Source organism: Clostridium sp. RTP31139st1_H3_RTP31139_211217, assembly GCF_040227035.1.
GTDB classification, from domain to species: domain Bacteria; phylum Bacillota; class Clostridia; order Clostridiales; family Clostridiaceae; genus Clostridium; species Clostridium saudiense.
The window spans coordinates 36,279-54,708 of sequence record NZ_JBCOAB010000011.1 but is presented as its reverse complement, the minus strand read 5'-3'; the positions used below and the strand labels follow the sequence as shown (position 1 = coordinate 54,708).

The following is an 18,430-nucleotide window of genomic DNA, read 5'->3' as shown; positions in this document are numbered from 1 at the left end:
AGTAAAACGGTTAAATAAAGGAGGCAGATATTATGAAGTTTACAAAAATGCACGGAACAGGCAATGATTTTATATTTTTATTAGATTTAGATAATAAGTATATTGGACAAGAAGAAAGTTTAGCAAAAAAACTTTGTCATAGAAGATTTGGTATAGGAGCAGATGGAGTAGTTCTTGTAAGAAAATCTGATATTGCTGATATAAAAATGGTAATAATAAATAGTGATGGTTCATGGGCAAATATGTGTGGAAATGCTATAAGATGCTTTGGAAAATATGTTTATGAAAGAAATATTGTATCAAAAGATTTAATATCTGTTGAAACTGGAGATGGAGTTAAAAAACTGAATCTTACAATAAATAATGGCACTGTAGATGGTGTTAAAGTATATATGGGTGAAATATCTTTTGATGGTTCATTAGTTCCGTTAAAGAATAAATCACAATTAATAAATGAAGAAATAAATGTTAACGGTAAAAAATATAATGCATCAGCTCTTTTAGTAGGCGTACCACATACTGTCATATTTGTAGATGATGAAAACTATGATGTTAGTGAAGGGAAATATATTGAAAAGTTTGAACTTTTTGAAGAAGGAACAAACGTAAATTTCGTTAAAGTTGTAGACGATGAAAATATAATAGTAAGAACATGGGAAAGAGGTGCTGGAGCAACTTATTCTTGTGGAACAGGATGTTCAGCATCAGTTGTTGTATGTAATAAATTAAATTTAACAAAAGAAAAAGTAAATGTAAAAGTACCTGGAGGTGAGTTAAGAATAGAAATTGAAGGCAATTCAATTTATATGATTGGAGATGCAAACTTTATTTGTGATGGAATAGTGTATTAAAAAATGAGGAAAAATAAATGACTAAAAAAATATATATAAAATTATTAGTAGTATTTCAAGTTGTAGTATTAGGTTTTATACTTATTGGTTGCAATAAAAACGAAGAAGAAAATAAAGAAAGCATTATAATAAATAAAGGGGCATTTGTTGATGAAGGAAATGATTATGAAACCTTTAATATAAATGATGAAGGAAAATATGAGCTAATTGATACTGAAGGTAAAATAATTAATAACTATAATTTATCATCTAATACTTATACTTTCTTCAAGGATAATAGTTTTTATGTTAATTATAATTCAGAAGATATTAAGATTGAACATGATAATATTTTAGGTTTGAAAATATCGCCAGATGGAAACTATGTTTTTTATTTTATTAATGATGAATATCTTGTTCCTGCAGTTATGAGGCTTAATGATAAAAAAGAAATTTTATTAGAAAATAATGCTGTTATTTCTGGTCAGTTTATTGATTGGATCACTGATAAAAAATTAGCTTTTTATGGAGTAGATACAGTAAATAAATTGTCAGGGATATTTACATATGATATTGAAAGCAATTCTGAAGAAAATCTTTATAAAATTAATAATGGATTTGTAAAGTTTTTAAAACATATTAAAGATGGAGTTGCACTTGTAGAAGAACATTATGAAGAAAGTACAATGCTTAAGATAGTTAATATCGATGGGACTATAAGTGAGGTTTCTGATGAAGTTATAGATGTTAATGATGTTGAAGAGGTTAATGGAAACATATATTTATTAGGAAGAGTAAAAAATAATAATTTTTCTATTTATGAAATCAATAATGATGAATTAAAAAGACTTGTATTTGATTTTCCAAATACATTATATGTAGAAAAAGGATTATCCGTTAATGATAAAGGAGAAATTTTATTTGTAGGTGGAAGTGGAACAAGTAAAAATGAGCATCTTTATAAATATGCAGAAGGAACTGTTACTTTAGTTGACGATAGTCTTAAAACATGTGATTTTATAAATATTGAGTAAATAAGAGTTTAGAGTTATTCTAAATTCTTATTTTTTTTGTGAAAAATCACAAAATTTTTGTTGAAATAAACAAAGAAATGAATTTTTGGTATATAAAAAGCATTCATGGTGAGTTTTATAAAGGATGAAAGAAACAATCTATAATAATTTATTAAAAAATATTAATATTACAGTTGCTAGAAAAATTAATGAACAAAAAGCTAAAATCTTTAACGCAATTCCCTTTAAAGAAAATGAAAAGGAGGTTTATGTTTATTGTAGTGAGGTAAATAAAAAGGTTGAAGAGGATATGCTTTTCATTTTTAGAAAAAAAGTTATTTTAATTTTAATTAAGAAGGAAGAAATTCAGTATCTTATTAAAATAGCATATTTAGGCCAGAAAAAAGAAGCATATGACATAATTATTAAAGAAGCCATTAAACTTAATGTATCTGATATACATTATGAACCATATAAGGATTATGTAGTAGTAAGATTTAGAATTGATGGATTATTGAGGTCTATGTATATTTTTAATAAAGAAGAATATCAATTAATTTTATCAAAAATAAAGTTGAATTCTAATATTGATATAACTGAAAAAAGAAAACCACAGGATGGTAAAATTTCATTTGAGTACAATAAGAAAAGTTATGATTTAAGAATTAGTACAATGCCAGCTGTTTTTGGTGAAAAGGTTGTCATAAGAATTTTATATGGAAATGGATTTAATTATTCAATAGATAAGCTTAACTTAACGGCTGAACAAAAAGATAAGTTAAAATATATTATGAAAGTTAAATCAGGCCTTATTATTGTTAATGGACCTACGGGTTCAGGTAAATCAACAACTTTATATAGTATATTGCAGGAGTTAAATAAAGATGAAGTTAATATATCAAGCTTAGAAGATCCTATAGAAGCAATTATTCCAGGAATAAATCAAATGAATTTAAATAAAACTTTAAATATTGGCTTTGCAGAAGGTTTAAGGTGTTTTTTAAGACAGGATCCAGATATTATCATGATAGGTGAAATAAGAGATGAGGAAACTGCGGAAATGGCTGTTAGGGCATCTTTAACAGGACATAAGGTTTATTCTACAATACATACACGGGATCCAAGAGAAGTTTATTTTAGACTTGAAGATATGAAGGTTGAAAAATATTTAATAAGGGATTCATTAGTTGGAATAGTATCTCAAAGACTTATTAGGTTATTATGTGATAATTGTAAAACTATAATTGATGAAAAAAATATTGATGGAAAAGTAATTAAACTTTATGAAAAGTGTGGATGTAATGAATGTAATTTTACTGGATATAAAGGTCGATCATTAGTTGCTGCAATACATGTCATTGATAATGAGATGAAAGAGAAAATAAAAAATATAAATAATGATAATAGTCTTCTTTCGAATTTAGAAATGATTAAAAACTTAAAAGCTCTATTGATTAATGGGAATATTTCATTGTTAGATTATGAAAACTTTATTGAAGTGGAGGGATTAAGTTTTGAATTCAAAAAAGAAAGTAAGCTATAAAGATTTAGCATTAATTGCAGGTAATATTTCTAAATTATACGAAGAAGGTATTCAGCTATTACATATATTTTCATTATTAGATGAATTACCACTAAAGAAAGAATATAAGATGCTTCTTAAGGAAATGGAAATCATAATAAGAGATGGAGGAACCTTAAGAAAAGCTTTTAGTAAAGGGGAAGGCTTAATACCAATATTTTTTCTTTCTATGGTTGGGATAGGAGAAAGAACTGGGAGAATTGTTTATGTGTTGAAGGGATTAGAAATGTACTACAATAAGCTACAATATATAAATAAAACAATTATAAATTCAATAACATATCCCTTAATTTTAATGATTGCTTTAATTATATTAGGTTTTTTTGTTTTGTTTTTCTTTATTCCTAGTATGGCTAATATCTATGGTGCTATGGGGAAAGATATACCAGATATTTATTTAAAAATAATTTCTATGAAGAAATTTGTTTTTAGGAATCCAATTTTAATAATACTTCAAGTAATGATTTGGGGGATAATCGCACCAATATTCATATTTAATATTTTTCTTAGAAAGAGTTTTTATTATTATATAGAGAAAATTCAGGTTTATAATTTGTTTAATGAATATATAACTATTGTTCTTATGTCAGTAGTTATTAATAGTGGTATTAATATCGCTATAGGTTTGGAATATTGTTGTGAAGGAGAGTTAAATGAAAAGATAACTAAAGTCTTAAGAAAGATAAATGATGATATAAAAAATGGAAAAGTATTATCAGAATCTATGAATGAAACGATGATGTTTTCTAAATATACATTAGCTCATATAAAATTAGGGGAAGAATGTGGTTCTTTAGATAAGAGGCTTATTATATTAGAAACAGAAATATTTAATAACTTAAACGATAAAATTAGTAAAATAACTGTATTAGTTCAGCCTTTATTAATATTAACTATAGGAATAATCATATTAAGTTTTATTATAAAATTTGTAGTTCCCCTCTTAGATATTGTTTTAATTTAAGGAGTTTTTTTATGAAAAAGGGTTATACATTAATAGAATTAATAATTGTAATAGCAATAATTTCAGTATTGTTACTACCAACTATAAATATAGCCAATTCTATTAATAGCACAATAAATAGGGCTGAAGCAATTGGTTTTTGTAATGAACTAAGCAATATGATAAGTTATGCAAAGTTTTACTGTGTTAAAAATGCTAGTTATGGTGAAATTGAAATTAATAAGAGTGTTGGTACTGTAAATTTTAAAGATAAAAAACAAGGGGGAAAAATAATAAAAAGTATATATTTAAATAGTAAGTGTAAATTTTTAACTGTATATATTTTGAAGATTAACAATTTAGGACATATAGATTCTGATACAATTCAAATTTTAGATGGTAACGGTAATATTCATAAAATAGCAATAGCAACTGGAGTTGATACAGTAAATATATATGAGGGTAATTAGATAATGAGCAAGAAAAAGGGTAGTACATTAATAGAAACTATTGTTGCAGTGAATATTATAATGATGATGTTTTTAGTTGTTACCATGTTAATTGCAAGCAATAGAGCTAATTATTATAAAAGGAGAAAGATAGAAGAAGCAAGTAGAGTAGTATATTGTATCATGCAAGAAATAAAATATAATATATCAATGAATGAAATAATAGATGAAAATGAAATAGAATATCTTTCGTTAAGATATGATGAGGATATTTTGAAAAATTTGACTACAAAATCATTAACTAGTATGGATTTTGGAAGTGATATATTTATTTTTATCAATAAAAAAAGTGATAATGAAGAAATCTTAGAGGTTAAAATAGAAGTTTATCTTGAAAATGATATTGATAAATTAGAAAAGAGCTTTTTAAAGTATAAATGGATGGAGTATTATGAGTAAAAATAAAAGAGGTTATACATTAATTGAAAGTATTGTTGTAATAGCAATTGTTTTTATTTTAGGGGGTATAACTATAGGTTTATCTTTTGAAGGAGTAAAAGACTACTATATTAGTTTATATAATTGTTATTATGAAGATAAATTTGATAATGCTTTATTAAATATAGAGTCTTTATGGAAAAGTTCAGCTATTGTAGCTATAGAAATAAACAGCAGTTTTGATGATGTATATACAAGTGAGATAACTGGGGATAATATAGTAGTTAAATTTAAAGAAATAAGTGGTAATGAAAAAACTAAAATAATTCATTTAAGTAATGGAAAATTAATGTTAAAAACTATAAGTAGTGAAGATGGAAAAATTAAAGTTGGTAATAACACTATAATTGATAATATCAATGATTTTACTGTTATAAAAAAGGGAAAGCTTATATATTACTGCATAAGTAGTGAAAATTCAGGAGTAAGAATAAGATGTATATAGTTAAAAAGCATGGAGTTATAATGCTAGAAGTGTTAATTTTGTTAAATATATTAATAGTATTAATAGTTTTAAGTAGCAAAACAATAGTTGCAAATAGCAGTAAATATTCATTATATGAAATAGGAGAAGATGTTTTAACATTAACAAATGAAGAAAATAAATTAATAGAAGAAGTTAAGGAAGTTATATTTAATGATCAAGAAATATTAAATAAATTTGAAAGCTATAAAGATGATAATAGCATAAGCTTTGAATATTGTTTTAGCGAAAATGAAAATATAAAACTTATAATATCTAATGGAAACTGTTTTTTGAATGATGTTAAAAGTGAAACATCACAATTAATTAGAAAAATAGATTGTATTTTTATAGAAAATGAAGAAAGTATAGATATTATTTTTGTTCCAAGCTTATATAAAACCTTTATCTAAGAAAGCAAGGAGAAAGTATGAGAGATATTGTAATTGCTAAAAAAAATAAATATATTCACAAAGGAAAAATATATGATGATATATCTATTAAAAAAATAATAAATAAAGAGGTTAATTTATATATAATAGAAGAAAATTTATTAATAAAATCTTATGATGGAATAAAAAGTGTAAAGGAAAATGTTATTTGTGACATAATTAATGATGAATATGGAGTTAATCATAATGTTTTGATGCATTATGAATATGATAAAAAAAGAAAAAAACTATTTTTATATTCAATTGGAGATGTTGAAAGAATACAGTTTTTATGTGAGGGTTTAAGTGAGGTAACTATTTTACCTATACAATTTTATATTAGAGAAATAACAATGAAAAAAATTAAAAAACCATCGCAGTATAGAGTTTTAACAAAAATAAAGGATCACATTTATTATTTAGAGATTACCAATAATTTAATTACAAAAAGTATTGTAGATAATAAAGAAAATTTTGTTAAAAATTTTAATTATAAAGATATTAATGAAGGAAAAACTTTTGTTATAGACAAAAATATAGATAATGAGCTTATGGAACAATTTAAGGAAAAAAGGACTTTTATAAGATTAAATATTGGAGATAAAATTAATGAAAAAATATTTGAGGTATAAAAATTTTCTTCCTTTAGATTATATAGAAAAAAAGAAGCTTAAAGAAAGTAAAGAAAATAAAAAAGGATATCAAGCATTAATATTACTTAACTTAATATTATTAAGTTTTAATTTAAAACCTTTATTTAAGGAAGAAATAAAAACTAATAATAATTATGAAATTAATGATAGTTATATTAAACCTGAAGAGGTAAGTAAATGGTTAGGGTTGTATGATAATAAAATTGTAGAATTACATGTAGAAAATAATGAAGCTGATATCACTTACAATATTGATGAAGATATTAGTTATTTAGAAGAACGTGGTATTGTAATAAAAAAGATAACAAACAAAGATGATTTAAAGGTTGTGAAAATTTTTTATGAATAAATTTAAATTATATATGCATTATAATAAAGAAAGTGTAATTATTTTACTAACGTTTTTACAAGTTTTACTTTTTTTATTTTGTAGTACAATAAAAGAGGAAAAAGATATTAAAGAAATGCCGGTTGTTATGACAAAAGTAAATTTACTTTATAGTGATGTTTTTAATGAGTTAAAAACTATAAAAAATATCAATATTTTAGAAATGGAAGAAAGAGCAGAAAAGTGGAATATAAAAATAGAGATAAGTGGGAATGAAGAGAATATAGTTGAAGTGTTAGATAAACTAGAATTTTTTGATATAAAATCTTATAATATCATTGGAAAAGATGGAGTTTTGTTAGCAAACTTGGAGTTATATAGATAAATTGATTAAAATTTTAGATGTTCTTCCTTAAATAATTGCATTTCTTTAGTAATTTTGATAGAATGTTTTTGTTGTGTCATTAAACAACAAAAGAAGTTATGACTATTTGTAATTAATAAAGGTCATAATAACAATGAATTCAAGTTATTTGGAGGGAATTTTTTTATGATATCAGCAGGAGATTTAAGAAAAGGTACAACTTTTGAGTATGAAGGACAAGTGTATACAGTTATAGACTTCCTACACGTTAAACCAGGTAAGGGAGCTGCTTTCGTTAGAACTAAGCTAAGAAACGTTATTTCTGGTGGAGTTACAGATACAACTTTCAACCCAACAACTAAATTACAAGAAGCTGTAATTGAAAGAAAAGAAATGCAATACCTTTATTCTGATGGAGAATTATACTACTTCATGGATCAAGAAACTTATGAGCAAATTCCATTAAACTACGAAAAAGTAGAAGATGCTATAAAGTTCATAAAAGAAAACATGTTTGCTGTAATTAAGTTCTACAAAGGTGATGCATTCTCAGTTGAAGCACCAAACTTTGTTGAATTATTAATCACTCAAGCAGATCCAGGAGTAAAAGGAAACACAGCTACAAACGCTATGAAACCAGCTACATTAGAAACAGGAGCTGTTGTTAACGTACCAATGTTCGTTAATGAAGGTGACACTATCAGAGTTGACACTAGAACTGGCGAATACATGGAAAGAGTTTAATATTTAAAAGTAAATGCTAGGTTTAAAAACTTAGCATTTGTTTTATTTAAAAAAAGCAAAAATGGGTATAATTAGTAATAAGTAAAGTATTTCTTCGAAGGAAGTGAAAGTATGAAAGATATAAATAATAAGATAAATAATCTTAAAGAAAAAATAGAAGGTATCAAAGAAGAACAATATAAAGAGTTATTTGATTCTGTAAGTGATATTTTAAGTGATTTATCTTCTAAGATTGAAGAAATATCATTAAAGCAAGATTACTTAGAAGAGAATATTGAGTATATTGACAATGATTTAACTGATATTCAAGATGAACTTTTTGAAGAGGTTTCATTTGATGATTTAAATTCTATTGAAGATGAATATGTAGAGATTAAATGCGACAATTGTGATAAACCACTTTTTGTTGAACAACAAGCTTTAAATAATAATTCTAGTATTCCTTGTCCATTCTGTGGAGGAAAGGCAAGAGAGTGATAAATAATTATTTTATACATATTAAAGTGAAAGCATAGACTAATGCAATTAAATTTGCAATAGTCTATGCTTTTTTTCTATTTAAAAGCATTTATATGATAATAACTAAATATATTTTAAAGAGGGAGTTATTTTACATAGTATTAAAATTTGTAAATTATATAGTTATAAAATAAATATTTTACATATTTTTTTATAGTATGAATAATTATCTATTATGTGAAATAAAAATTAAAGAGAAAGATAATTAAGGAAGTGAGTTTATGGAATATGATGAGATTTACAAAATACTTCCCAAAGAGATTAGTAATATAGTAAAGCAATATTTACAAGAAGATGCCGTACAGGAAATACGAATTAAAAGCGGAAAGCCAGTAATATTAAATTTATCATATGGAGAAAAGGTGCTTGATTATAGGACAACTAGTGAAGATTTGAAGTTTATGATGGCTAAGGTATCGAATTACTCTTTATATGCTTTTGAAGAGGAGATAAAGCAAGGATATATTACTTTAAAGGGTGGACATAGAGTTGGATTAGCAGGAGAGTGTGTTATATCAAATGGAGAAGTTAGGACTATTAAAAATATTTCATCTTTAAATATAAGAATTTGTAGAGAAATAATAGGTTCTTCTAACAAGATAATGAATTTAATAACTAACAATAATAGAGTATATAATACGTTAATTGTTTCACCACCTAAGTGTGGGAAAACAACAATCTTACGAGACATAGCAAAGAATATATCAAATGGAATGTACAAGATAAATTTATCTGGTAAAAAAGTAACGATTGTAGATGAAAGAAGTGAAATAGCAGCTTGTTATAATGGTGTACCACAAATGAACGTCGGGATAAGAACTGATATTTTAGATAATTGTTTAAAGAAGTCAGGAATGATTATGGCAATAAGAAGTTTATCACCTGAAGTTTTAATTTGCGATGAAATTGGAACAAAGGGAGATTTAGAAGCTTTAAACATGGCATTTAATTCAGGAGTGAATGTAATAGTAACAGTTCATGGATATGATATTGCTGATGTTTATGGAAGGGCTGTATTTAAGGATTTAATTGATAATTGCATATTAGAGAGAATTATATTACTAAGTAATAGGAAGGGGGCTGGAACTATAGAAAAAGTATATAAGGTCAGTAGAGAAAGGGGATTACAATGCTTAGAAATATAATGATATTTTTAATGTTTCTAATATGTACCTTTATAGGTTATTTTATAGGAGAAAATTACAAAAGAAGAAGTATTCATTTAAAGGAAATGCAAAAGGCATTATTGCTTTTAAATAATGAAATACTATATTCCAATACACCATTGCCAAATGCCTTATTTGAAATTGGAAACAAAGTTTCAGAGCCTATTTCTTTTATATTTATTGAAATGTCTTCCATATTAGAGGAAGGCAATATTAGTAGTGTATATGAAAGTTTTGAAATAGCTTATGAAAAAAATAAGGATAATATAAGTTTAAATAAAGATGATTATAAAATCATAAATGATTTCTTTAAGACATTAGGTAATAGCGGAGTAACGGGTCAAGAAAGAATTTTCAGCTTAGCTTTAGATAATATAGATATTAATTATAAGGAAGCTAAAAAGTTAGAAAAAGAAAATATTAAATTATATAGAACGTTGGGATTATCTATAGGTGCTATGTTAGCAATATTTTTTATCTAAAAGGGGAGAGGCTTAGGGATGTTTGATGTAAGTTTGTTATTTAAAATAGGTGCAATGGGAGTTTTGCTTATGGTTATAGAGAAAATATTAAAGGACAATGGTAAGGGAGAAATAGCAGTATTAGCAAATTTAGCAGGAATAGTCATTATATTGATTACTGTAATTGGAATGATTTCAAATTTATTTGATACTGTTAGAACTATGTTCAGTCTTTAGGTGACTTATATGGATATTATTAAAGTTGCATTTTTTGCTTTTACTGCATTATTTATATATCTTTTATTAAAACAAACTAAATCTGATTTAGGACCACTTGTAATACTTGTAGCTGGGGCTGGTATTTTTCTATATATGATAGGGCAGCTCGGAGAGGTAATAGATTTTATAAATGACATTGCAAATAAAGCTAATATAGATACTGTATATATAGGAATTGTACTTAAAATTTTAGCCATTGCATATATAACCTCATTTTGTAGTGAGATTTGTAAGGATTCAGGAGCAGGTAGCATAGGAAGTAAGGTAGAGTTTGCAGGTAAAATAATGATTTTAGGATTAGCGATACCAATACTGATGGCTGTATTAGATTCAATACTTCAGATATTGTAGGTGAGAAAATGAAAAACAATATTTTAAAGATAGTTTTAATTTTTGTTTGTGCATTTGTATTAAGTTTAAGTAGTTTTTTTATTACAACAGAAAATGAAGTTTATGCTGAAGATCAAACTACAACAACATTAATTAATGATGAAGAAACAGAATCGAAATTAAATAATTTATATGACTATATAAATACGATGAAAAGTGATGTTGAACTAATGAATGAATTAGATCCAGTTTCATATATACAAAGTTATATTGAAAATGGAGAAGGAAATTTGTCTGTTTCAACGGTAATAAGCGCTGTAGTGAGTTTGTTTTTTAAAGAGGTAAAAACAGTATTATCATTAGCTTTTTCAATTGTAGTAATTGGAATAATATGCTCATTGTTTAAAAATTTACAATCCTCTTTTTCAAGTGAAGGAATTTCACAGATAGCATTTTTTGCATGTTATGCAATATTAATTATATTGCTATCAAAGACATTTATTATTTCTTTATCGCTTGCTAAGGATGTAATAGTACAAATAGCTACATTCATGGATAAAGTATTACCATTATTAGCAGCACTACTAATTGCATCAGGAGGATTAACACAAGCGGCAACAATGGATCCAATAATTTTAGGAGCAACAATATTAATACCTAAAATTTATTTAAATATAATTATACCTTTAATATTAATTACATTTGTGTTGCAATTTGCTAATAATATTTCTACGGAACCAAAGTTATCTAACTTATGTGGTCTTATTAAAAAGTCTACTGTATGGATACAAGGATTTATTATCACAGTATTTATTGGAGTTTTAACTATAAGAGGAATAAGTTCTTCAACAATAGATGCAGTTACATTAAAAACTACAAAATTTACAATAGATAATTTTATCCCAATTGTAGGTAAATCCTTATCGGATGCTATATCTTCCGTAGCTGGATATTCATTGATAATTAAAAATGCAATTGGCTCTATTGGACTTATAGTAATTATTTTAATAATTATATATCCAATAATAAAAATAGTATTATCATCACTTATATTTAAGCTTTCAGCCGCATTATTAGAGCCGATAACTGATAAAAGAATTACATCTTCAATTGCAGCAGCAGGTGAATCATTAATCTTAATAATGTCATGCGTATTATGTGTAAGCTTAATGTTTTTTGTACTTATAGCAATAATGATATCAGCTGGAAAGTTTGTTGTAGGAGGATAGAGAAATGGAATATTTAAATAATTTTGTTATTACATTAGTTGCAACAATAATTTTTATGACAGCTGTAGAGATAATTGCCCCTGATAATTCAATGAAAAAATATATAAAATTTGTTTTAGGATTAATATTAATTTCAGTAATGATTAATCCAATAATTAAATTCTTTACTGGTGGGGAGCAAGAGGTAGTTAAAATAATCAAAAATTATGAAAATATGCTTACACAAGGTATGACTAGTGAAAGTACTTCAGAGGATATAAGCGAAACGCAAAAGGAATCTTTTAAAAAAAATTTAAATAGCAATTGTGATAGTATGCTGAAGGAAGAGTTTTCAGATATGGATTTTAAATCAAATGTAGAGTGTACTATAAATTTAGAAGATATGACATACAGTATAGATGGTTTAGAGGTAGGAGTAAAAGAAAGTGGTATTAAAATTGTAGATAAAATTAAAATTAACATAAATGATGAAAGTGAAGAAACTGTATCTAATGAAGAAAATATTGAAAATGAAGAAGAAATAAAAAAATATTTATCAGAAGTATTTAAAATACCAGTAGAAAAAATAAAATTATACAGTATGGGAGGATAAAGAGTATGGATAAAGATAAGTTTAATAAAGAAATTAACAAAATGTTTCAAAATAAAAAGTTTGTTAATTGTTTAATTGTTTTATTAGCTATTATATTTCTATGGTTGGCAGTAAGTAATTTTTTAGGAGATGATATTGGAATATCGAAAGGAAGTGATACGCCACAAGGAGCACAAGAAGTATCTACAGATGATGGACTTATGACATCTAAGGAATTACTAAATTATGAAGATCAACAAAAGGCAGAGCTAGAAAAAATACTTTCTAAGATGAGTGGAGTAGGAGAAGTAATAGTTAATATTTACTTTGAAAGTGGAGAAATACAAGTGCCAGCAACAAATTCAAGTACTCAAACATCTGAGACGCAAGAAGAGGATACAAATGGAGGTACAAGAGTTACAAAGCAAGAGACAGAAGGTACAACTGTGGTTATGAAAAGTGATTCTAGCACAAGTGAACCATTTATAACTAAAACATATAAACCAACGATTACAGGAGTATTAATAGTTGCAGAAGGCGCAAATAGCAGTGAGGTTAAATATAATATACAAAAGGCAGTTTCAAATTTATATAATTTAAGTTTAGATCAAGTTAACGTATATCCAATGAATAACTAGCATATAAATGTTATATAAAATATATGGGAGGAATTAAAAATGACAAAAAAACAATTTGGGATTATCTTTACTCTAATGGCTTTGATAGTATGTGTAGGAGTTCTATCAATGAAATTAAATGAAAATGGATTAAATGATCCAACAAGTTTAGAAGCTGTATTAAAACAAAATACAGATAAAACTAATGAAAGTGAGGCTTCAACAGAAGAAACATTAAGTACATCTGAATATTTCTATAGCATGAGATTAACTAAAGAGCAACAAGACGATAAGTATGTTGATGATATGAAGGCTATTACTGAAGATGCTAATGCTTCTCAAGAATCTAAAGATGTTGCAAATAATGCTTTAGTTGCCAAAGCTAAGATGAAAGACCAAGAAAGCAGAGTAGAATCTGAAATAAGAAATAAAGGGTATGAAGATTCATTATGTATGATTAATGATAATGGAACTGTTAAAGTATATGTAAAAGTTGATGATGTTTTAGCAGAAGAAGATGCTGCAACAATTAAAAAGATAGTAGAAGATATCACTACATTAAGTGATGTAGATATAACATCAATGAAATAATGCATTGTAAAGTAATAACTCTTTTGTTATAATGAACATAAGTAAAAGTAGGTTTAACAAGATAAACCTTTAGGAGGTTAGGGAATGGAAAATGTAAACAATGAATCTGCAATAGGAATTGTTAAAATTTCTGACGAGGTTGTAAGTGTTATAGCAGAAATAGCGGCTGATGAAATTAAAGGAATCGTTGAAATTCCACATGGGGTTTCAAGTAACATATCACAAATTTTAAAAGGAAAAAAAGCTTCTAGTGGTAAAAGCGTAAAAGTTACATTAGAAGAAGATAAAGCTACAATTGAAATAAATGTAGCTGTAGAATATGGAATGAGAATTCCTGAAGTAGTTGCATCAGTTCAAGAAAATGTTAAAAGAACTGTTGAAGCTATGACTGGATTGAAAGTTGACAAAGTTAATGTTAATGTTCAAAACATATATGTTCCAAAACAAGAACAACCAGAAGCTGAAAAAGAAGTATAGTTAAAAAAACCCTCTGATATTCAGAGGGTTTCTCAATGTATAAGGAAATATTATATCTTTCAGTAGATGATTAAGTTCAATTAAAAAGTAAAATTTGAATTTTACTTTATGGAAGAAGTATTACAAAAAAACATGTGATATAATAATAAAAAATATTAAATTATTTATTAAAAATAAAAAAAAATGAAGTATGAAAGTATTATTTTTCTAGACAGAAATAAGATAATATTGTAATATACATATGTTTAATTAATGTAATATAAGCTTATAATACAGATAAGAAGATTATGTATATTATATATACCTAGGAGGAAGTTATGAAAAGACAAAAATCAAGAGAAAAAGCAATGGAACTGCTTTTTAGTATGGAATTAAGTAAAAATACTTACGAGGAAACAATAGAAACATTCATAGAAGATTATGAAATGGATTTAAAAACTATAGATGTTGATTACATAAAAAATGTTGTAAAAGTTGTTACTGACAATTTAGAAGATATTGATAGCAGAATAGTTAATGCGTTAGTGAACTGGAAATTAGATAGAGTTTCAAAAGTTAATTTAACAATATTAAGATTAGCTGTAGGTGAAATGTTATTTGTTGACGATGTACCAGGTAGTGTAGCAATTAACGAAGCTGTAGAATTAACTAAAAAGTATTCAGATGAAAAGAGTACATCTTTCGTAAATGGAGTTTTAGATAAAGTATTAAAAACTTTAGAGTAATAATTAATAAACTGGAGGGGCAAAAATGGGTAAAAGAATAGATGGCAAAGAAATAGCTTTAGAAATAAAAGAGGAAATTAAAGAGTTTGTAAATAAGAGAAAAGAAAACAATTTAAATGTTCCTAAGGTAGCATCTATATTAGTTGGAAATGATGGAGGATCTTTATTTTATTTAAATAATCAAGAAAAGGTAGCAACATCATTAGGAATGGAATTTGAAAAAGTTCATTTAAATGAAGAAGTAACAGAAGAAGAATTAATTAATAAGATAGATAAATTAAATAATGATAATACTGTTAGTGGAATAATTCTTCAATTACCATTACCAAAACATATAGATGAAAAGAAAGTTATATCAGCTATATCTCCTAAGAAGGATGTTGATTGTTTAACATTTGTTAATCAAGGAAAGCTATATATGGGAGAAGATACTTTTATGCCATGTACGCCTAAATCGGTATTAACAATTTTAAAAAGCTTAAATATTAATTTAGAAGGTATGGAAGTTGTTGTTATTGGAAGAAGTAATATTGTTGGTAAGCCAGCTGGAGCATTATTACTTAAGGAAAATTGTACAGTAACAATGTGCCATTCAAGAACTAAAAATTTAAGGGAAGTATGTAAAAGAGCAGACATTTTAGTTGTTGCAATTGGAAAGGCAAAGTTTGTAGATGAAAGCTTTGTAAAAGATGGAGCTATAGTAATAGACGTAGGAACAAACTCTGTTGAAGGAAAGATTACAGGGGATGTAGATTTTGATAAAGTTATTGATGTAGCTTCATTTGTTACTCCAGTTCCTGGCGGTGTAGGCGCGCTTACTACTACCTTACTTATGAAAAATGCATGTGAGGCTATAGAAAAGTATGAAGATTAAAACCTTAACGGTATCTGAAGTTAATAATTATATAAAAAAAATATTAGATAATGATTTTATATTAAATAATCTTTCAGTTAGGGGAGAAATTTCTAATTTAAAATATCACTCAAGTGGTCATATTTATTTTTCATTAAAAGATGATAATAGCAAAATTAACTGTATTATGTTCAAAAGCAAAAGCTATGATTTAGATTTTGTTCTTAAAGAAGGTATGGCTGTAATAGTTTCTGGTAGAGCTTCTGTTTACTCTGCTAATGGAACTTTTCAGTTATACTGTGATAGAATTGAACAAGAAGGACTAGGTGAGCTTCACATAAAGTTTGAAAAGCTAAAAGAAAAATTAAGTAGGGAGGGGTATTTTGATGAAGAACTTAAAAAACCCCTTCCTAAAAATCCTTATAGAATCGGAGTAGTTACATCAGAAACTGGTGCAGCTATATGTGATATAATAAATGTTATACGAAGAAGAAATAGTAAAGTAGATATTGTTCTTTATCCAGCATTAGTGCAAGGAGAAGGGGCTTATAAAACTGTAATTGATGGGATTGAATATTTTAATAAGACTAAGAGTGTAGAAGTTATAATCATAGGAAGAGGCGGAGGATCGCTTGAAGAATTATGGAATTTCAATGAAGAAGCCTTAGCTTATGCAATCCATAAATCAAATTTACCTATAGTTTCAGCAGTAGGTCATGAGGTAGATTTTACAATATCTGATTTTGTATCAGATTTTAGAGCTGCTACACCTTCACAAGCAGCAGAGGTAGTTGTACCTTTAGAAAGAGAATTATATAGGGAAATTAATGAATTTGAAAATAAATTAAACTTTATTATAGATAGTAAATTATCTAGTGAAAAAAGAAAACTTATGAATTTAGAAAAAGTTTTAAGTTTAAATTCACCAAGTAGCAAAATAGCTAATGCATATATAGAAATAGATAATTTAAAAGAAAAAATAGAAAAAATTATAGCATTTAAAATAAAGAGCAATAAAGAAAAAATATTTTCACTTAATAATGTATTAAATGCTCATAATCCAATAAATATATTAAGAAAAGGATATGCTATAATAGAAGATGAAAATGGAAAGATAATAAAAAGTAAAGATTTCTTTAGTGAAGATAAAGAAATTAAAATTTCTATGGAAGATGGATACGTTATAGGGAATTTTGTTCCAATAGAAAAAGGGGGAAATTGTCATGGCCAAGAAGGAAAGTTATAATGAGATGCTAGAAAACTTAGAAGGCATTTTATCAACTTTAGAAAATGATGAATTAAGTTTAGAAGAAGCTATGAAGGAATATGAAAAAGGAAGCAAAATAGTAAATAAACTATATAAAACCCTAGATACTTTAGAAGGGAAATTTCTAACTATTAAAGAAAATTCTGAAGTTGTGAGGGAAAATGATGTTTAGTGAAATGAAAAAGGAAGTTAATACTTTTCTATTAAATTATTTTGAAAATAAAGGTAGTTTTAATAAAGTAATTTATGATTCAGCTAGTTATAGTCTTAATATTGGTGGAAAAAGAATCAGACCTTTACTTATGTTGCTAACTTATAATATGTATAAAGAAAATTGGAGAGAAATATTAGAATTCTCTAGTGCAATAGAAATGATTCATACATATTCATTAATTCATGATGATTTACCTTGTATGGATAATGATGATTTAAGAAGAGGAAAGCCAACCAATCATAAGGTATATGGTGAGGATATTGCTGTATTAGCAGGAGATGCTTTATTGAATGAAGCAATGAATGTAATGATGAAATTTTCATTAAATCATGGTAGAGAGGCATTAGTGGCATCTCAAAAGATAGCAGAAGCTGCGGGTGCAGAAGGAATGATTGGTGGTCAAGTCGTTGATATAATAAACGAAGGAAAAAAGATAAGTGAAGAAGAGCTTAGATATATGCATATGAAAAAGACAGGCGCACTTATTAAAGTTTCAATAGTAGCTGGTGCAATACTTGGTAATGCATCAGAAGAAGAAATTGAATTATTAGAAAAGTTCGGGGAAAATTTAGGTTTAGCATTTCAAATTAAAGATGATATATTAGATGTTATTGGTAATACTGAAAAACTAGGCAAAAAAGTTTTAAGTGATGAAGAAAATGATAAGACTAATTTCATAAGTATGCATGGTTTGGATTATTGTATTAAGGAATGCGAAAGACTAACTAATGAAAGTATTAATATACTAGATAGCTTATCTGTAAATACGGAAGCTTTAAAAATTTTAACTAAGGAACTTTTGGATAGAGAAAACTAAACAAAGGAATGGTAAT

Annotated in this window: 27 protein-coding genes; all 27 read left to right on the top strand. The window is 26.2% G+C overall.

The genetic code is table 11. The annotated features are described in order from the left end of the window. Positions 1 to 32: 32 nt before the first annotated feature. The 27 genes from dapF to ABUA17_RS06860 all read left to right on the top strand — a co-directional run bounded on the left by dapF (position 33) and on the right by ABUA17_RS06860 (position 18,414). Positions 33 to 851: a diaminopimelate epimerase gene (dapF, locus tag ABUA17_RS06990; protein ID WP_055290968.1), complete on the top strand. Its 819-nt coding sequence runs from the start codon at positions 33 to 35 to the stop codon at positions 849 to 851. A 17-nt stretch (positions 852 to 868) separates the two neighbouring features. Then, on the top strand, positions 869 to 1,864 hold the full coding sequence (locus ABUA17_RS06985) for a hypothetical protein (RefSeq protein WP_195951052.1): 996 nt from the start codon (positions 869 to 871) through the stop codon (positions 1,862 to 1,864). A 124-nt stretch (positions 1,865 to 1,988) separates the two neighbouring features. Beyond that, the gene (locus ABUA17_RS06980; protein ID WP_070098822.1) at positions 1,989 to 3,386 is read left to right on the top strand and encodes a GspE/PulE family protein; all 1,398 of its coding nucleotides are present in this window, start codon (positions 1,989 to 1,991) and stop codon (positions 3,384 to 3,386) included. Beyond that, entirely contained in the window at positions 3,358 to 4,389 is a 1,032-nt protein-coding gene (locus tag ABUA17_RS06975; protein ID WP_042396701.1) for a type II secretion system F family protein, read from the top strand. The genes ABUA17_RS06980 and ABUA17_RS06975 overlap by 29 nt, the downstream gene beginning before the upstream one ends. A gap of 11 nt (positions 4,390 to 4,400) precedes the next feature. Next, positions 4,401 to 4,838, top strand: a complete 438-nt coding sequence (locus tag ABUA17_RS06970; protein ID WP_042396705.1) for a prepilin-type N-terminal cleavage/methylation domain-containing protein — start codon at positions 4,401 to 4,403, stop codon at positions 4,836 to 4,838. A gap of 3 nt (positions 4,839 to 4,841) precedes the next feature. Then, entirely contained in the window at positions 4,842 to 5,276 is a 435-nt protein-coding gene (locus tag ABUA17_RS06965) for a type IV pilus modification PilV family protein (protein WP_042396708.1), read from the top strand. After that, on the top strand, positions 5,269 to 5,760 hold the full coding sequence (locus ABUA17_RS06960) for a type II secretion system protein (RefSeq protein ID WP_042396711.1): 492 nt from the start codon (positions 5,269 to 5,271) through the stop codon (positions 5,758 to 5,760). The genes ABUA17_RS06965 and ABUA17_RS06960 overlap by 8 nt, the downstream gene beginning before the upstream one ends. Next, positions 5,751 to 6,191: a hypothetical protein gene (locus tag ABUA17_RS06955; protein ID WP_055275721.1), complete on the top strand. Its 441-nt coding sequence runs from the start codon at positions 5,751 to 5,753 to the stop codon at positions 6,189 to 6,191. The genes ABUA17_RS06960 and ABUA17_RS06955 overlap by 10 nt, the downstream gene beginning before the upstream one ends. Positions 6,192 to 6,208: 17 nt before the next feature. Then, positions 6,209 to 6,841, top strand: coding sequence for a hypothetical protein (locus ABUA17_RS06950; RefSeq protein ID WP_195948773.1), 633 nt, complete (start codon positions 6,209 to 6,211; stop codon positions 6,839 to 6,841). Then, positions 6,819 to 7,211 carry a hypothetical protein gene (locus ABUA17_RS06945; RefSeq protein WP_055275716.1) on the top strand — a complete coding sequence of 131 codons (393 nt, stop codon included), beginning with the start codon at positions 6,819 to 6,821 and terminating at the stop codon, positions 7,209 to 7,211. Before ABUA17_RS06950 ends, ABUA17_RS06945 begins: the two co-directional genes overlap by 23 nt. Next, positions 7,204 to 7,575 carry a hypothetical protein gene (locus ABUA17_RS06940; protein WP_195951053.1) on the top strand — a complete coding sequence of 124 codons (372 nt, stop codon included), beginning with the start codon at positions 7,204 to 7,206 and terminating at the stop codon, positions 7,573 to 7,575. The genes ABUA17_RS06945 and ABUA17_RS06940 overlap by 8 nt, the downstream gene beginning before the upstream one ends. 165 nt (positions 7,576 to 7,740) lie before the next feature. Continuing rightward, entirely contained in the window at positions 7,741 to 8,298 is a 558-nt protein-coding gene (gene efp / locus ABUA17_RS06935) for an elongation factor P (protein WP_042396725.1), read from the top strand. 111 nt (positions 8,299 to 8,409) lie between these two features. After that, positions 8,410 to 8,775, top strand: coding sequence for a CD1247 N-terminal domain-containing protein (locus ABUA17_RS06930; protein WP_042396727.1), 366 nt, complete (start codon positions 8,410 to 8,412; stop codon positions 8,773 to 8,775). A gap of 263 nt (positions 8,776 to 9,038) precedes the next feature. Then, positions 9,039 to 9,962, top strand: a complete 924-nt coding sequence (gene spoIIIAA / locus ABUA17_RS06925; protein ID WP_042396730.1) for a stage III sporulation protein AA — start codon at positions 9,039 to 9,041, stop codon at positions 9,960 to 9,962. Further along, positions 9,947 to 10,465, top strand: coding sequence for a stage III sporulation protein SpoIIIAB (spoIIIAB, locus tag ABUA17_RS06920; RefSeq protein ID WP_195951054.1), 519 nt, complete (start codon positions 9,947 to 9,949; stop codon positions 10,463 to 10,465). Before spoIIIAA ends, spoIIIAB begins: the two co-directional genes overlap by 16 nt. An 18-nt stretch (positions 10,466 to 10,483) precedes the next feature. Next, positions 10,484 to 10,681 (top strand): stage III sporulation protein AC, encoded by a 198-nt coding sequence (spoIIIAC, locus tag ABUA17_RS06915; RefSeq protein WP_042396735.1) that lies wholly within the window; start codon positions 10,484 to 10,486, stop codon positions 10,679 to 10,681. 9 nt (positions 10,682 to 10,690) lie between these two features. Next, positions 10,691 to 11,074, top strand: a complete 384-nt coding sequence (gene spoIIIAD, locus ABUA17_RS06910) for a stage III sporulation protein AD (protein ID WP_042396738.1) — start codon at positions 10,691 to 10,693, stop codon at positions 11,072 to 11,074. Between the two features lie 8 nt (positions 11,075 to 11,082). Continuing rightward, the gene (gene spoIIIAE, locus ABUA17_RS06905) at positions 11,083 to 12,282 is read left to right on the top strand and encodes a stage III sporulation protein AE (protein WP_055275713.1); all 1,200 of its coding nucleotides are present in this window, start codon (positions 11,083 to 11,085) and stop codon (positions 12,280 to 12,282) included. A gap of 4 nt (positions 12,283 to 12,286) precedes the next feature. Next, positions 12,287 to 12,874 (top strand): stage III sporulation protein AF, encoded by a 588-nt coding sequence (spoIIIAF, locus tag ABUA17_RS06900; RefSeq protein WP_042396745.1) that lies wholly within the window; start codon positions 12,287 to 12,289, stop codon positions 12,872 to 12,874. 5 nt (positions 12,875 to 12,879) lie between these two features. Then, positions 12,880 to 13,491 carry a stage III sporulation protein AG gene (gene spoIIIAG, locus ABUA17_RS06895; RefSeq protein ID WP_042396750.1) on the top strand — a complete coding sequence of 204 codons (612 nt, stop codon included), beginning with the start codon at positions 12,880 to 12,882 and terminating at the stop codon, positions 13,489 to 13,491. Between the two features lie 39 nt (positions 13,492 to 13,530). Continuing rightward, positions 13,531 to 14,061 (top strand): SpoIIIAH-like family protein, encoded by a 531-nt coding sequence (locus ABUA17_RS06890; RefSeq protein WP_042396752.1) that lies wholly within the window; start codon positions 13,531 to 13,533, stop codon positions 14,059 to 14,061. Between the two features lie 84 nt (positions 14,062 to 14,145). After that, entirely contained in the window at positions 14,146 to 14,538 is a 393-nt protein-coding gene (locus ABUA17_RS06885) for an Asp23/Gls24 family envelope stress response protein (protein ID WP_042396755.1), read from the top strand. Between the two features lie 317 nt (positions 14,539 to 14,855). After that, complete coding sequence (gene nusB / locus ABUA17_RS06880; protein WP_042396758.1) at positions 14,856 to 15,263, top strand: transcription antitermination factor NusB; 408 nt, start codon at positions 14,856 to 14,858, stop codon at positions 15,261 to 15,263. Positions 15,264 to 15,288: 25 nt separating this feature from the next. Next, positions 15,289 to 16,137 (top strand): bifunctional 5,10-methylenetetrahydrofolate dehydrogenase/5,10-methenyltetrahydrofolate cyclohydrolase, encoded by an 849-nt coding sequence (locus ABUA17_RS06875; RefSeq protein ID WP_042396761.1) that lies wholly within the window; start codon positions 15,289 to 15,291, stop codon positions 16,135 to 16,137. After that, positions 16,127 to 17,362, top strand: a complete 1,236-nt coding sequence (gene xseA / locus ABUA17_RS06870; RefSeq protein WP_042396762.1) for an exodeoxyribonuclease VII large subunit — start codon at positions 16,127 to 16,129, stop codon at positions 17,360 to 17,362. The genes ABUA17_RS06875 and xseA overlap by 11 nt, the downstream gene beginning before the upstream one ends. Further along, positions 17,340 to 17,555 carry an exodeoxyribonuclease VII small subunit gene (gene xseB / locus ABUA17_RS06865; RefSeq protein ID WP_042396764.1) on the top strand — a complete coding sequence of 72 codons (216 nt, stop codon included), beginning with the start codon at positions 17,340 to 17,342 and terminating at the stop codon, positions 17,553 to 17,555. The genes xseA and xseB overlap by 23 nt, the downstream gene beginning before the upstream one ends. Beyond that, the gene (locus tag ABUA17_RS06860) at positions 17,545 to 18,414 is read left to right on the top strand and encodes a polyprenyl synthetase family protein (RefSeq protein WP_042396766.1); all 870 of its coding nucleotides are present in this window, start codon (positions 17,545 to 17,547) and stop codon (positions 18,412 to 18,414) included. The genes xseB and ABUA17_RS06860 overlap by 11 nt, the downstream gene beginning before the upstream one ends. Positions 18,415 to 18,430 lie beyond the last annotated feature (16 nt).

Coding starts and splice junctions, on each gene's coding strand:
- dapF (WP_055290968.1), top strand. CDS start 33: ATGAAGTTTACAAAAATGCACGGAACAGGCAATGATTTTATATTTTTA.
- ABUA17_RS06985 (WP_195951052.1), top strand. CDS start 869: ATGACTAAAAAAATATATATAAAATTATTAGTAGTATTTCAAGTTGTA.
- ABUA17_RS06980 (WP_070098822.1), top strand. CDS start 1,989: ATGAAAGAAACAATCTATAATAATTTATTAAAAAATATTAATATTACA.
- ABUA17_RS06970 (WP_042396705.1), top strand. CDS start 4,401: ATGAAAAAGGGTTATACATTAATAGAATTAATAATTGTAATAGCAATA.
- ABUA17_RS06965 (WP_042396708.1), top strand. CDS start 4,842: ATGAGCAAGAAAAAGGGTAGTACATTAATAGAAACTATTGTTGCAGTG.
- ABUA17_RS06960 (WP_042396711.1), top strand. CDS start 5,269: ATGAGTAAAAATAAAAGAGGTTATACATTAATTGAAAGTATTGTTGTA.
- ABUA17_RS06955 (WP_055275721.1), top strand. CDS start 5,751: ATGTATATAGTTAAAAAGCATGGAGTTATAATGCTAGAAGTGTTAATT.
- ABUA17_RS06950 (WP_195948773.1), top strand. CDS start 6,209: ATGAGAGATATTGTAATTGCTAAAAAAAATAAATATATTCACAAAGGA.
- ABUA17_RS06945 (WP_055275716.1), top strand. CDS start 6,819: ATGAAAAAATATTTGAGGTATAAAAATTTTCTTCCTTTAGATTATATA.
- ABUA17_RS06940 (WP_195951053.1), top strand. CDS start 7,204: ATGAATAAATTTAAATTATATATGCATTATAATAAAGAAAGTGTAATT.
- efp (WP_042396725.1), top strand. CDS start 7,741: ATGATATCAGCAGGAGATTTAAGAAAAGGTACAACTTTTGAGTATGAA.
- ABUA17_RS06930 (WP_042396727.1), top strand. CDS start 8,410: ATGAAAGATATAAATAATAAGATAAATAATCTTAAAGAAAAAATAGAA.
- spoIIIAA (WP_042396730.1), top strand. CDS start 9,039: ATGGAATATGATGAGATTTACAAAATACTTCCCAAAGAGATTAGTAAT.
- spoIIIAB (WP_195951054.1), top strand. CDS start 9,947: ATGCTTAGAAATATAATGATATTTTTAATGTTTCTAATATGTACCTTT.
- spoIIIAC (WP_042396735.1), top strand. CDS start 10,484: ATGTTTGATGTAAGTTTGTTATTTAAAATAGGTGCAATGGGAGTTTTG.
- spoIIIAD (WP_042396738.1), top strand. CDS start 10,691: ATGGATATTATTAAAGTTGCATTTTTTGCTTTTACTGCATTATTTATA.
- spoIIIAE (WP_055275713.1), top strand. CDS start 11,083: ATGAAAAACAATATTTTAAAGATAGTTTTAATTTTTGTTTGTGCATTT.
- spoIIIAF (WP_042396745.1), top strand. CDS start 12,287: ATGGAATATTTAAATAATTTTGTTATTACATTAGTTGCAACAATAATT.
- spoIIIAG (WP_042396750.1), top strand. CDS start 12,880: ATGGATAAAGATAAGTTTAATAAAGAAATTAACAAAATGTTTCAAAAT.
- ABUA17_RS06890 (WP_042396752.1), top strand. CDS start 13,531: ATGACAAAAAAACAATTTGGGATTATCTTTACTCTAATGGCTTTGATA.
- ABUA17_RS06885 (WP_042396755.1), top strand. CDS start 14,146: ATGGAAAATGTAAACAATGAATCTGCAATAGGAATTGTTAAAATTTCT.
- nusB (WP_042396758.1), top strand. CDS start 14,856: ATGAAAAGACAAAAATCAAGAGAAAAAGCAATGGAACTGCTTTTTAGT.
- ABUA17_RS06875 (WP_042396761.1), top strand. CDS start 15,289: ATGGGTAAAAGAATAGATGGCAAAGAAATAGCTTTAGAAATAAAAGAG.
- xseA (WP_042396762.1), top strand. CDS start 16,127: ATGAAGATTAAAACCTTAACGGTATCTGAAGTTAATAATTATATAAAA.
- xseB (WP_042396764.1), top strand. CDS start 17,340: ATGGCCAAGAAGGAAAGTTATAATGAGATGCTAGAAAACTTAGAAGGC.
- ABUA17_RS06860 (WP_042396766.1), top strand. CDS start 17,545: ATGATGTTTAGTGAAATGAAAAAGGAAGTTAATACTTTTCTATTAAAT.